The sequence below is a fragment of the Atopobacter sp. AH10 genome (assembly GCF_003664595.1).
GTDB lineage: Bacteria > Bacillota > Bacilli > Lactobacillales > Aerococcaceae > Atopobacter.
In genome coordinates, this window is the sequence record NZ_QXPZ01000021.1 from 41,130 (window position 1) to 54,049 (window position 12,920).

At 39.1% G+C, this 12,920-nt stretch carries 12 protein-coding genes; 11 read left to right on the top strand and 1 reads right to left on the bottom strand.

Annotation, left to right across the window (positions count from 1 at the left end):
- Window positions 1-8: 8 nt before the first annotated feature.
- From pgeF to D3H64_RS05010, 6 genes are all read left to right on the top strand, one after another.
- Window positions 9-737: a peptidoglycan editing factor PgeF gene (gene pgeF / locus D3H64_RS04985; protein WP_121565170.1), complete on the top strand. Its 729-nt coding sequence runs from the start codon at window positions 9-11 to the stop codon at window positions 735-737.
- A 300-nt stretch (window positions 738-1,037) separates the two neighbouring features.
- The gene (locus D3H64_RS04990) at window positions 1,038-2,444 is read left to right on the top strand and encodes a gluconokinase (protein ID WP_147429895.1); all 1,407 of its coding nucleotides are present in this window, start codon (window positions 1,038-1,040) and stop codon (window positions 2,442-2,444) included.
- 111 nt (window positions 2,445-2,555) lie between these two features.
- Window positions 2,556-3,152 (top strand): DJ-1 family glyoxalase III, encoded by a 597-nt coding sequence (locus tag D3H64_RS04995; RefSeq protein ID WP_158589226.1) that lies wholly within the window; start codon window positions 2,556-2,558, stop codon window positions 3,150-3,152.
- A gap of 391 nt (window positions 3,153-3,543) precedes the next feature.
- Window positions 3,544-4,140, top strand: a complete 597-nt coding sequence (locus tag D3H64_RS05000; protein ID WP_121565173.1) for an aminodeoxychorismate/anthranilate synthase component II — start codon at window positions 3,544-3,546, stop codon at window positions 4,138-4,140.
- A complete protein-coding gene (gene pabB, locus D3H64_RS05005) occupies window positions 4,127-5,503 on the top strand; it encodes an aminodeoxychorismate synthase component I (protein ID WP_121565174.1) in 1,377 nt (458 codons plus the stop codon). Before D3H64_RS05000 ends, pabB begins: the two co-directional genes overlap by 14 nt.
- A 77-nt stretch (window positions 5,504-5,580) precedes the next feature.
- Complete coding sequence (locus tag D3H64_RS05010; protein ID WP_121565175.1) at window positions 5,581-6,333, top strand: aminotransferase class IV; 753 nt, start codon at window positions 5,581-5,583, stop codon at window positions 6,331-6,333.
- A 182-nt stretch (window positions 6,334-6,515) separates the two neighbouring features.
- Here D3H64_RS05010 and D3H64_RS05015 read toward each other — a convergent pair whose 3' ends face one another.
- Window positions 6,516-8,201 (bottom strand): hypothetical protein, encoded by a 1,686-nt coding sequence (locus D3H64_RS05015; protein ID WP_121565176.1) that lies wholly within the window; start codon window positions 8,199-8,201, stop codon window positions 6,516-6,518.
- 291 nt (window positions 8,202-8,492) lie between these two features.
- On the opposite strand from D3H64_RS05015, the gene D3H64_RS05020 reads away from it, so the two are divergent.
- From D3H64_RS05020 to D3H64_RS05040, 5 genes are all read left to right on the top strand, one after another.
- A complete protein-coding gene (locus D3H64_RS05020) occupies window positions 8,493-9,215 on the top strand; it encodes an ATP-binding cassette domain-containing protein (protein ID WP_121565177.1) in 723 nt (240 codons plus the stop codon).
- Window positions 9,205-9,972 (top strand): ABC transporter permease, encoded by a 768-nt coding sequence (locus D3H64_RS05025; RefSeq protein ID WP_121565178.1) that lies wholly within the window; start codon window positions 9,205-9,207, stop codon window positions 9,970-9,972. Before D3H64_RS05020 ends, D3H64_RS05025 begins: the two co-directional genes overlap by 11 nt.
- Before the next feature lies 1 nt (window position 9,973).
- Window positions 9,974-10,627 (top strand): metal-dependent transcriptional regulator, encoded by a 654-nt coding sequence (locus D3H64_RS05030; RefSeq protein ID WP_121565179.1) that lies wholly within the window; start codon window positions 9,974-9,976, stop codon window positions 10,625-10,627.
- Between the two features lie 58 nt (window positions 10,628-10,685).
- Window positions 10,686-11,393, top strand: coding sequence for a 5'-methylthioadenosine/adenosylhomocysteine nucleosidase (locus D3H64_RS05035; protein WP_121565180.1), 708 nt, complete (start codon window positions 10,686-10,688; stop codon window positions 11,391-11,393).
- A 266-nt stretch (window positions 11,394-11,659) separates the two neighbouring features.
- Window positions 11,660-12,862 (top strand): hydroxymethylglutaryl-CoA synthase, encoded by a 1,203-nt coding sequence (locus tag D3H64_RS05040; RefSeq protein WP_121565181.1) that lies wholly within the window; start codon window positions 11,660-11,662, stop codon window positions 12,860-12,862.
- Window positions 12,863-12,920: the final 58 nt, after the last annotated feature.

Here is a 12,920-nt window from a genome sequence, read left to right on the forward strand (position 1 = left end):
GAAGTTGAATGTTTCCAATACAATGGTCTAAAGAAGGATTAACTTTAGCTTTAGCTGGAGTAGATTATAACTTACGAGGGCAGAAAGAACCCATCGCTTATCAGGAGTCATTAGAAGCAATGAAAAATTCTCTGCAAGGGAATGTTGAACAAGTCTATACCTGTCAACAAACTCATAGCAGCAGGGTAGTAAGAGTGGATGGAAAAGTAGCAACAGATTTTATGGGCTACCCACAATTTGAAGAAACGGACGGCTTGATGACCAGTGAAAAAGGTCAGGCGCTTTTGGTAAAATTTGCCGACTGCACCCCAGTTGTTCTCTATGACCCGGTTAAAAGAGCTTTGGCTGTTGTCCATTCTGGTTGGCGGGGGACTCAGCAGCGGATTAGTCTAGAAGCTATTCGACTGATGGGAAAAGAAGTTGGGAGCAAGAGGGGAGACCTATTCGCCTACATTGGCCCTTGTATTGATCCTAAAATATATGAGGTAGATCAACCTGTCTATGAAGCTTTCAAGGATTTTCCTAGCCGTGATGAATTCTTCTTGGCAAAAAATGAGCCGGGTAAATATTTCTTGCAGATGGCTCATGCGAACAAGATCATTTTAAAAGAAGCGGGATTAAAAGAAGAGCAAATTTCTTCTTGCAAAGAATCGACCTATACAGATCCTCGATTGCATTCAGCCAGAAAAGAAGGGCCATCATATGGCTTGAATGGTTTATTAGTGATGATGGTTTAATTTTTCTTTTTAGAAGAGATTGTCTAAGAAAGAAGAGGGGCTTGAATTTGACTCAGTTGATTTGATATGAAAATGTCTGATTAAATCGGAAGTGATTTGCCCTAGAAAGAAAAGGGCATGAACTAGGCCTAATTTATTTGATATGAAAATGTCTGATCAAGTCAGAAGGGATTGCCTTAGACAGAATAGGGCTGATCCAAGTCAGAAGGGATTGCCTTAGAAAGAAAAGGGCTGATCCAAAGAAGGATAGCTGTTGGGCTATTTATATCTTGCATTTTGAAGAGGAGAGGGGGAAGTGGAGTGAAAGAGGAAGTAGTGATTGGTCTAGATATAGGGACAACGACTGTTAAAGCCCTTGCGGTGACAGATGAGGGGGAAGTGACGGCTAGCTATGCTAAAACTATTTCTGCTGTTTATGGAGAAGGAGGATCTTGTATAGCAGAGCCTTATCAACTCTTAGAAGCAGTGGTGGATGTGTTGAAGGGGATAGGTCATTTTTGCCCGACTCAATCTATTAAGGGATTGAGCTTATCTTCTGCCATGCATTCGGGGATGCTTTTAGATGAAAACTTTAAACCCTTGACTCCTCTTTTACTCTGGTCAGATAGTCGTTCCAAAGAAGTGGCTAAAGCCATGCGAAAATCAGCTATTGGGCGACAATTCTATAGGCAAACGGGTATGCCTATTCATGCCATGTCTCCAATGATTAAGTTTATTTGGGCTAAGGATCAGTATAAACAGGCTTTTCAACACTATCGTTATCTAGCAGGGATCAAGTCCTTTTTAATGGAATACCTTACTGGGTATTTTGTGGTAGACCAAGCTTGTGCTGGAGCAACTGGCTTACGAAATCTTTATCAAAGGCAATGGGATAAAGCTATTTTGGCGGAAGTGGATATGGATATAGACTCACTACCAAGATTAGTAGATTCAACAAAGGTTTATCCCTTATCTTGCCCCGATTTACCTGAGTGGGAGTCCATACCTGTAATGGTAGGAGCTAGTGATGGCTGCTTAGCCACTTTTGCCAGTTACAACGGTCAAGTAGAGACAAGTCTTACGGTAGGCACTTCAGCAGCTGTGAGACAAATGTCCTCACGAATTGCCTTAGATGACAAAGGTCGGACTTTTTGTTATGAGTTAACTCAAGGACTATATGTCATTGGGGCGGCTTCGAATAATGGAGGAAATGTCCTCCAATGGGCTAGAAAACTCTTTAATCGAGATTTTACTGACTTATGTCAATTGATGAAAAAGGGAGAAATTGGCGCTCATGGACTGAGCTTTACGCCTTATTTATTAGGCGAGAGATCTTTAGTGATGGATGAAATGGTTAAGGGAGAATTTTTACATGTCTCGATGCAGCATCAGATTGAAGATTTTATGCGAGCTATCGGAGAAGGTCTTATGATGAATCTTGCTCGCTTGGTTGCCTTAACTGAAGAAGTGGGAGAAAAGTCTGATCAACTCGTTATTTCTGGTGGCGCTATGCGATTTCAACCTTTAAAGCAGATCCTAGCAGACTTATTAAATCGCCCATTAATTGAAAGAATTCAAGAAGATTCATCAGCTTATGGGGCAGCAAAATTTTTCTATGCTTATACAGAAGGTTTGGATAAGTGGAGAAAACAATCAGCTTGCCAGTTAAGCACGCACCCTAACTTAGAAGCTCATGAAAGCTATTGTAGATTAGGGAAACTACCTTAAAATAAACTGGCTTAGCTAAAATAGCCAAGATGAATAAAAAATCGCCCTAGGTCAAGAAGTATAGGGCAATAGCTATAGTTGACTAAAAATGTTATGGAAAGGATGAATAGGATGGTATATAGTTTAGGGGTTTTATTAGCGGATGGTTTTGAAACGATTGAAGCTTTATTACCAGTGGATGTTTTCCGCCGTGCAGGTGAAAAAGTAGTCTTGTTGAGTACAAATGGAAAGAAAGAAGTCTTGTCTGCACAAGGGGTTACGATTAAAACAGATGCGTTAATGGAAGAGCTCGATCCAAAAGACTTAAAAGCAGTTTTCCTTCCAGGTGGGATGGGAGGCGCTGAAAGCTTACGTGACAATCTAAAGGCTCGTGAATTTATCCAAGAGGTTTACGCTAACGAAGGACTTGTAGCCGCTATTTGTGCAGGACCGATTGTTTTAGAGAAGGCAGGACTATTGAAAGAGACACACTTTACAGCTTTCCCAGGTTTAGAAGAAAAGTATTTTGAAGGTTTAAAACCAGAAGATCAATTAGTTGTTTTAGATAAGAGAATACTGACTAGTCGTGGACCAGCTCCAGCTTTCCCATTTGCTTTAGCCCTTCTAGCTACGGTATCTTCTCCTATAAAAGCGGAAGCTATTTATCAAGCTATGCAGGGGCCAATGGTTTTCCCTGCAGAGAAATGGAAAAATATTTCAATAGACTAAGGAGAAAAAGCAAGCTCATATCTTTTAGTAGGATAGAAGCTTTGAAAAAAAACTGACCTAGTGCGATAAAATGAGCAAAAGTATGCCTTAAGTGCTGAACTTCTCCCATAGTTTTACAGCGCATCTTATCTAAACCAAATCCCCCAAACTCTAGCCTTTTGATGAGTTGGGGGATTCTTATTTAATAGGGGGAAGTGTAGCGTAAAGGCCTATTTTTAATTGGGCTTAAACGAATGTTTCTTTGAGAAAGAGGAGATCTGTATTCATTTCTTTAGCACATTGTATTTTTAGGATAGGCTCTTTATAATACGATGTATGCAGGTTACGGACCTAGGCTCATTTTAGGATAACGACTGTAAATGTTTGAATGAAAGAGAGGAAGGTCCTTTTTATGTATTATATATTGGATAATTATGATTCATTTGTATACAATCTATCCGCTTATATGCAAGAATTAGGTCAGGAAGTTCTCGTCAAGCGAGCAGATGAAATGGATTTAACTGAGATTGAGACCTTAAAACCAGAAGGGATTATCTTGTCACCAGGACCTAAACGACCGGAAGATGCCATAGAATCCCAAAAAGTCATTGAAAAATTTAAAAATAAGATCCCAATATTGGGCGTATGTTTAGGGCACCAAACGATCGGGCTTTTCTTTGGAGCAGATGTTGTTAAGGGGAGTCGGCCTTTACATGGGAAGATAACAAGACTAAAGCACGATGGTAAAGGATTGTTTCGCGATCTACCGCAAAATTATCAGATAACCCATTATCATTCACTGGTCGTTTTAGAAGAATCTTTGCCAGAAAGTTTAAAAGTAACAGCTTTTAGTGAGGATGGAAGTGTTATGGGGCTACAGCATCGCCATTTACCCATTTATGGAGTTCAGTTTCATCCAGAAGCTATTTTAACTGAATATGGGCATGAACTTTTGGCGAATTTTCAACTGATTTGTAAGTCTTGGAGGAAATATCATGCAGTTGATTGAGCAAATGGAACAGTACCCACCGATTCATCAGATTTTTAGCCTACTTCATGAGGAAAAAGATGCTGTGTTTTTAGATTCCTCTTTACAAAATCATTTAGGGCGCTATTCCATTATTGGACTAAAGCCATATTTGAAGCTAGTCAATGGGACGAGTTTTACAGTTAACGGGAAATTATCTGAAATCCCTTTTGAAGTATATGTGAAAAAGTATTTGCAAGAACATAAAGAAATCAATCAGACTCATTTGCCCATAACTTCGGGAGCAATTGGCTATTTTTCCTATGATTATGGAAGAAAAAAGGAAAATGTCAAGGCTCATTGCAAAAAGGATGTCGATATTCCTGATTGTATATTGATATTTTATGATCATTTTATTATTGAAGATCACCAAGAAAAGAAATTATGGCTTGTTGCCAATGATCATTTACAGGATGCTCAGTCGGGAATAGAAGAATTAAAAGAACTTATTCAAAGAAGTCAAAGCCTAGTTCAAAGGGATACACTCTTAGTAAAAGATAGAAAGTCTTTGAAAAAAGCAGAGCAAGTTACGGCCAATTTTGAAAAGCAAGACTATATGAATGCGGTAAGTCAAGTGATGGATTATATTGTCGAAGGGGATATTTGTGTTGCAAATTTAACCCAGCAGTTAAAGGTAAAAAGTTGCCTATCACCATATGAAATGTTTGAAAAGTTAAGAAAAGAAAATCCGTCGCCATTCGGAGCTTATTGCAATTATGGAGATTTTAAGATTGTCTCTTCCTCTCCTGAGCGTTTCCTTCAGATGAAAAAAGGAAAGATTGTGACACGTCCAATTAAGGGGACAAGGAAGAGAGGCGCTACGAAAGAAGAAGACGATCTAATGAAAAAAGACTTAGCAGAATCCAAAAAGGATCAAAGTGAATTATTAATGATCGTTGATTTAGAACGCAATGATCTTAACCGTGTGTGCTTGCCAGGATCAGTCAAAGTCACCGAATTATTTAAAATAGAGAGTTATGCGACAGTTTTTCATTTAGTCGCTAATATAGAGGGGCAACTGCGTAAAGATCTGACAGTGATGGACCTTTTGGATGCGACTTTTCCTGGTGGGTCTATTACAGGAGCACCAAAAGTTCGGGCAATGGAAATTATTGATGAGTTGGAACATAGTCGCAGGAATATTTACACCGGTTCTTTGGGCTATCTGTCCTTGGATGGCTCTTGCGACTTTAATATCATCATTCGAACCGCCTTATATAAAGATCAAAACTATTATTTGGGTGTAGGTGGTGGGATCACTTGTGAATCGGATCCGACATTCGAATATGAGGAAACTCTACAAAAAGCAAAGGCCTTACTTCAAGTACTAGAAGAAAAGGATTAGAGAAGAGAAAATGAACAAGAGTTTAAAATAACTTACTTCAAGTACTAGGAGGAAAGGATAGCAATAAGGAGGAAGATATGCAGATCACTATGGATGAAGGCTATCAATTTGGCCTAGGTGTATTTGAAACAATTGCTGTTAAAAAAGGGATTCCTCTATTTTTAGATTGGCACTTACAACGGATGAATCAGTCCTTAAAGGCTTTGGGGATAAAGCGTTCTGTCACAAAAGAAGAAATCAGGGACTATTTGGCTAAAAATGAATGCAGTGAGCATGCGCTAAAGATTATTATATCTTCTCAAAATACAGTGATGATATTACGGGATAATCCCTATACAAAAGAACGGTACATTAAGGGCTTTTCTCTTGATTTTAGTCAGGTTTATAGAAATGAGACCTCCTTTTTAACTAGACATAAAACTTTGAATTATGGGGATTCTATTCTAGAAAAAAGGCATGCTAAAGATCTTGCCGTAGATGAGTTGTTATTATTTAACAGTAAGGGACAAGTCTGTGAAGGGACAGTTAGCAATGTGTTTTTTGTGAAGGATAGTCAAGTCATTACTCCGCCAGTATCTTGTGGCTTATTGCCAGGAATTGTCAGAAGATACCTTTTAGAAAATTTTTCAGTTAGAGAAGAGATCATCAAAAGAGAAGATCTGGAAGAAATGGACGAATGTTTTGTAACGAATTCTCTGATGGGGATTATGCCTGTGAATCATGTAAATAATATCAGTTATAAAAGGCGAGAGATAACACAAATGTGTCAAGAGCACTATCATGAAACTATTTTAAAGATTATAGAAGGAAGAAATATTTTGATAGGTTAAAGGTAAAAAGCGAGTATGAATGTTGCTTAATCAACATTCATACTCGCTTTATTATGTGTTAAGTATCAAAGTCAGGCTACTGGCTTTAGTACTTTCGCCTTGTCAATAGAAGAATGGAATTGTTCCTTTGATTTATGCCATTAAAAATGGAAGGATGAGTGACAGTAATTGCCCCAATTCCCTTAGTTAGTCTCTAGTTTTACTTCATGAGCCTTTTTCTTATGATCAACTTTAAGGCTGAGTTTTTGCCCTTTTTGGACAAATGGAAGTCGATCGTTAATTGATACAGGAGCGTAGTAAACCTCTCCATCAATTAAGAGATAGTAGACTGTTTTACCATCTATGACAACAGACTGTTTATCTTCTAAGATACCTGTGATCGTTTTTTGTTCTTCTTTCTCATCTTCATCAGAGGAGTTAGCAAGATGAGATTGGTCGTAGTTGGCCATGACGGCTTGAAGGGAACTTCCGGTAGCTACTTTTTGATAATCTTGCGCATCGACCATAGCATACATTTTTACTAGTCCTGCTTTATCCTTTAGGGACATGATGTAGGTTGGTCGATTATTTTTATTGATTAAAATAGGGAAGGTGGATTTGTAAGATTTCTCTTGAACGGCACCTTGAGCAGACTGCATGGCAGAGTATTCTTCTGCAGCAGGTACGTTAAATTGCTTCGTTTCTTTTGTCCGCATATTAGTGAGGACAAAGCCAATGTTAGAATCATCACTGGTGACAGAAGTAATCCCAGTGTAAAGCCAAACATCATCGTTTAAAACGATATAGTTATATCCTTTAGTTGTTTTTGTGGCTCCTTTCTTAGCTAGTATGCTATTGAAGAAGCCATTTTTAAATAGGCCATGTTGATTTAATTGATTGACAACTATTTTAGACGAATAGACACGATCCACCCAGTTTGGAATATCCTTTAAGTTATAGAAATGATGGCTACCGTCCATGGCGTTAACTAGGACAGCTCCGTTTGGCTCCATGGATCTGAGAAGGAAATTTTTCCGGTAAGTTGTAGCAATATAGTAAGGATCACCCTTATCATCTACTTCAAAACTTGGATGGCCGAAAATTTTTGTTGGATAATTGAAACGAAGATAGCGATCAATTTGGCGGAAGAAATATTCTGATTCTGTATATTTCATGGCTTGCCTTGGTTTCATTAATTTCACTTCTCCGTCAGTCATATCGACAGAAAGGTAATTAGGAATCCCTTGCTTGGAATTGGCTAACCATTTAAAGAAACCGGCGTAGCGTAAAGGACTCACTCGAACGGGTTTGTTAGCGACGTTGATTTGGGTATAAGCTGGGCTAGGTTCAAATTGCGAAACTAAGTCAGTAATGGTTCCTAATTTCCTATTCCCTAAGCGTTGTGCTGTTCCACGATCGATGATTGGGACTTGTTCAATTTTGGTTTCCGTGATGGCTTTTTCAAATTTCCCCTCATGAGGTGTTATAAGCCGACTGTAAGCCTTGGCATTGAAAATAGGGGAAGTGAAGAAAAGAACTAGGAGGCCAATGAAAAATAGGATGGCAACAGCTTTAAGATAGAGTTTTACAGGTTTGAAAACTTGTTTAGCTGGGAGATAAGGATGTGTGATGGTACGGTGTAAATAATGGAGAAAAATATAGCTCCCGACAAGTGGAATAAAGAAGCCCCAAGTATCCAAAGATTGCCAGTTTAAAGGAGGCAAACTGACGAAGTAGGCCATTGCCCAGGCCAAAGTCAGTAGGATATAAAAACTAGGCCAGAGCTTTTTAGGCAAGGATTTGATAGGCTTAGCAACTTTTCTTTGGTAAACTGCCCCTTGTGCTTGAAAATTTCTATTGAGAGATTGGAAAAAATCGTTGATAGTCATAAAAAACCTCCTTTTGGGTGTGGCTAAAAATATACTTGGCTTTAAAAATAAGCTTATTTTGCCCTATCTTTATAAGTATAGTATAGCATAATGCTACTGATTCAATCATTAGAGAGGAGAGCTTTAGATTTTCTTGTGTGGAGCTTTGAAGTGAAAGATAAAAGCAGAAGGAAAGCGTTAAATTAGAGTCATTTCTTTCAAAAGAATGCTAAAATAGGAGAGAATCTCATTTGTAACGATAAGTGTCAGCAATTTTGCGGAAGAACAAGCAAGCTATAAAGGAGGGAGAACATGTTACAGGTCAGTGACTGGACGGTTTGTCAAGAGAATAGTCTGGTGTTAGATCATTTGAGCTTTCAACTAGCTAAAGGGAAGCTTTTGGCCATTCTTGGTCCAACAGGGGTCGGTAAATCTACTCTTCTTTTATCTTTAGCGGGCTTATTGCCTCATGAAGCTGGAGACATTAGCCCCACAATTTACCCTCATCAAATCGGTTTTTTGTTTCAAGAATCTAGTTTATTTCCTTGGATGACTGTTGAAGAAAACATACGATTAGGTTTTCATAAACAATTTTTGGATAAAAGGGAAGTGGATAGGCTCTTGTTTGAAGCTTTGGAAAGATTAGATTTACTTCGATACAAGGATCGCTATCCCCATCAGTTAAGTCTAGGTCAGGAACAAGCTGTAGCGCTTGCTCGGATTTTAGTCAAGCATCCCCCGTATATCTTTTTAGATGAACCTACAGGAGTGCTTTCTCCTGAAGAAGCCAAAAAAACCTGGAAAGAATTAGAAAAGATCAAGGAAGAACAAGGCGCGACTATAATACTTGCGACTCACCGAATCCATGAAGCGCTTGTTATGGCAGATTATGTAGCCGTATTAAGGAAGGGACGGCTCTTGACCTTTGAAGAAAATCCTTTAAGAGATGAGGAAAGGCAGGAGGATGCTCCGGCTTATCGTCAATACTATAGGAAAATAGAAAAATATTTAGGAGGGGCGACTCATGACTGTTAAACGTTGCGTCTATGGAACAGTATGGCTTATTTTTGCTTGGTTTATAGTTGCCATCCTCTATAAAAATGAGTGCTTACCTCAGCCTTTTACCGTATTGACCTATCTTTTCACCCAGCAGATTATTTGGAAACATTTTGGGATGACTTGTTTGAGACTCTTGCTTGCTTCTTTTATTTCCTATACACTGGGGAGCTTGATGGCGCTTTGGATGGCAACTTCCTATCGTGCTAGACGCTATCTTTTGCCAATAGGGCAGACCTTATATGATTTACCCCGTATTGCTTTTTTCCCTTTGTTTTACCTGTTTATTAAAAATCCTTTTATAGCTCAACTACTTGTTTTGGTTTTTGTGAGTATATTTTATGTGGGGATGCCTCTCTATGAATCCTTGGTTGAGTTGCCAGAACGCTATTTTTGGATTGCTAGATCTCTAGATTTTTCAACGGGTATGTGGGTTAAGAGAGTAGCCTTTCCAGCTGTTTTACCTCGTTTGATTTTCATGGCAAGGCAGTTAGTAGGAATGACGCTAATGATTATTTTTGTGACAGAAAACTACAGAACGCATTTAGGGATAGGGAAATACCTGCTCCAATCTTATGTGAAGGGGCAATATAAAGGCCTTTACGCAGCCCTACTGTTAATCCTTTCCTTAAATGCTATAATTGCTTTGATGATCGAGTGGATTAAACAGCGAAATATGGAATGGCTAACCCCATTGAGCCCTTTTAGCTGGCGGATGAAAAAGAAGGAGAAGTAGTATGACCCCAAGTAAAGAAGATTATTTAAAAGTCATGATGGAGTTAAGTGAAGTCCATGAAAAAGTGACCAATAAACTTATTGCAGAGACCTTGCAAATTTCCCCTCCAGGCGTGACTGATATGATGAACAAGTTAGTGAAAGAGGGCTTCGTATTAAAAGAACGGTCACGTGGTTTTCGTTTATCAAAAGAAGGTCAGTTGGTGGCCTCAGCTTTAATTAGAAAACATCGTATTTTAGAAGTTTTCTTGGTAGAAAAATTGGCTTATAGTTTATCAGAAGTTCATCAAGATGCAGAAGTATTAGAACATGCTTGCTCTGATCAGTTCATTGATAAGTTAGAAGCTTTTTTGAATTTTCCCACACAATGTCCACATGGAGGAGCTATTCCAGATAGGGATGGCCTGTATCGCAAAGAGGAATTACATCCTTTGTCAGAGGTTAAAGAGGGTAAACAAGTGAGAATCCATCGCTTCCTTGATGACCCTGATATTTTGATGGCAGTAGAGGTGCAACAAATTTCACTTGGAGAAATTTACCGAGTGGTTGAAAATATTCCTTTAAAGAATCGACTGACGATCCAGAGAGGCGACCATGTGATTACCTTAAGTGCTCAAGCGGCAGATAATATTTTTGTTGATCGTTTAGAGCATTAGTTTTATCTCGTTACTAGTCGTTAGGAGAAGTAGAGCTGAGAAAAGAAAGGAATTGACAATGAAAATAGGGATTATTGCAGCTTTGGATGTAGAATGTCGGACTTTATTGGATGAAATGGTTGATGCAAAGCAAATTAGTGTGGGGCCACATGTATTTTATGAGGGGCAATTAAAAGGAAAAGATTGTGTTGTTGTCCAATGTGGCGTAGGGAAGGTTGCAGCGGGCGCTGTAGCCACAGTTTTGATCACACAATTCGGGGTAGATCATTTGATCAATACTGGGTCTAGTGGAGGCGTGATGAAAGATGTGAAGATCAAAGATTTAGTCATTGCGGATACTTTGGCCTATGCTGATGTAGATATTACAAGTTTTGGTCGACCTTATGGCCAATTACCTGATTTGCCTGTATACTATCCAAGTGATCCAATTTGGATAGAAGCTGCTGAAAAAGCTGCAAAAGAAATGGCTTGGGCCTATCATGTCGGATTAATCGTCACAAGTGATACCTTTGTTTGTCGTGACACACAAAGAGCCAATATAACAAAGCATTTCCCAGAAACTTTAGCCTGTGAAATGGAAGGCTGTGCGATTGCTCAAATAGCCTATATGTACAAGATTCCTGTATTAGTGATTCGGTCGATTTCTGACAGTGCTGGGGCCGATTCTGAAGAAAATACCAGTATGGATTTTGATCGCTTTGTAGCAGAAGTAGGACATTTGGCGGCTGAACTAGTCTTGAAGACTATTGAGATATATGGTGAATAGCTGACCTGAACGCTCACGGTCGCACATAGTGGTGGTGCTTCCTTGAGCAGGAGAAAGGTCCACTTCGCCCTTTGCCTTTCAGGACTTTTTGTCCTGAGTCAAAGGGCTCCAGTGGTTTTCTCCTAAACGCTCTCGGTCGCACATAGTGGTGGTGCTTTCTTTTTAGTTCTTTATCGTATATAGTAGTGTTATGATAATATCTAGTTATGAAAACCGCGAATTAAGGGTGGCTATCTTTGCCGGCTCTTTAGAAAGTAGGAGGATCTATGCGAATCGGAATTGATCAAATGTCTGTGTATATACCATCTTATATGTTAAAGATGGATGATTTAGCCCATGATAGGGGGCAAGATCCAGCTAAATTTCATATTGGGATTGGACAGGATGAAATGTCAGTGACTCCACCGAGTCAAGATAGTGTGTCCTTAGCGATGAATAGCGCTTGGCAAATTATCTCTTCTCCTGATCCTGTTACACAAAATAAACTATCCCGCTTGCGCTTGCTGATTTTTGCTTCTGAAACAGGAGTGGACCATTCGAAGGCAGGGTCTCTTTTCTTGATAAAGAGTTTGGGTCTAAAGAAGAATGTGCGGACAATGGAAATCAAACAAGCTTGTTATGGGGCAACAGCTGGTTTGCAGGCTGCTGTTGCAGAAATTTCTCGCCATCCTGAAGCTACTGCTCTGGTTATTGCATCTGATGTTGCCAAATATGGTTTAAATTCTGGTGGTGAGCCCACACAAGGTGCTGGAAGTGTGGCTATGCTGATTTCAGCTGACCCTCGTCTGGCCTATATTTCGGAAAATTCAGCTTGTTATGCAGATGATATTGCTGATTTCTGGCGCCCCTTGGATTGTAAATATCCCTTAGTCGATGGAAAGTTTTCTAATGAAGCTTATATAGATTTCTTTAAGAGAACTAGTCAAGACTATCTAGAGATGACAGGGCAAGGCTATGAAGATCTTAAGGCTATTTGTTGCCATCTTCCTTATAGCAAAATGGGGAAAAAAGCGCTCTTTCCGCTCATTGAAGGGAATAAACGAGAAGAAGAATTAAAAGAATTGTATGAATATTCAACCTACTATGGCCGAAAAGTGGGGAATATCTATACTGGTTCACTTTATCTTGCTTTCTTTAGTTTGCTAGTGAAGTCCCACCAATTGAAAGCAGGAGATGAGATTGGGCTGTTTAGTTATGGATCTGGAGCTGTAGGCGAATTCTTTACCATGACAGTGGTTGAGGGCTATAAAGAACATCTTCACCAAGAAAAATTGGACGAAATGTTACAAATGCGTATCATTCTTTCCATGCCCGCTTATGAAGCTATGTATAAAGCTTCGGAAAGGTTGATGGATGGGGATTTAGAGCAATTAAAGGTCTATTACGATTCAGCTTTATTCCGTTTTGAAGGAATCGAAAATGGGCATAGAATCTATACGGTTTTACCAGAAGATAACAAGATCTGTTAAAATGTCTCAAGAAGTTACAAGGATCTTACTAGTCAATTATTAGAGAATGAAAAAGCCT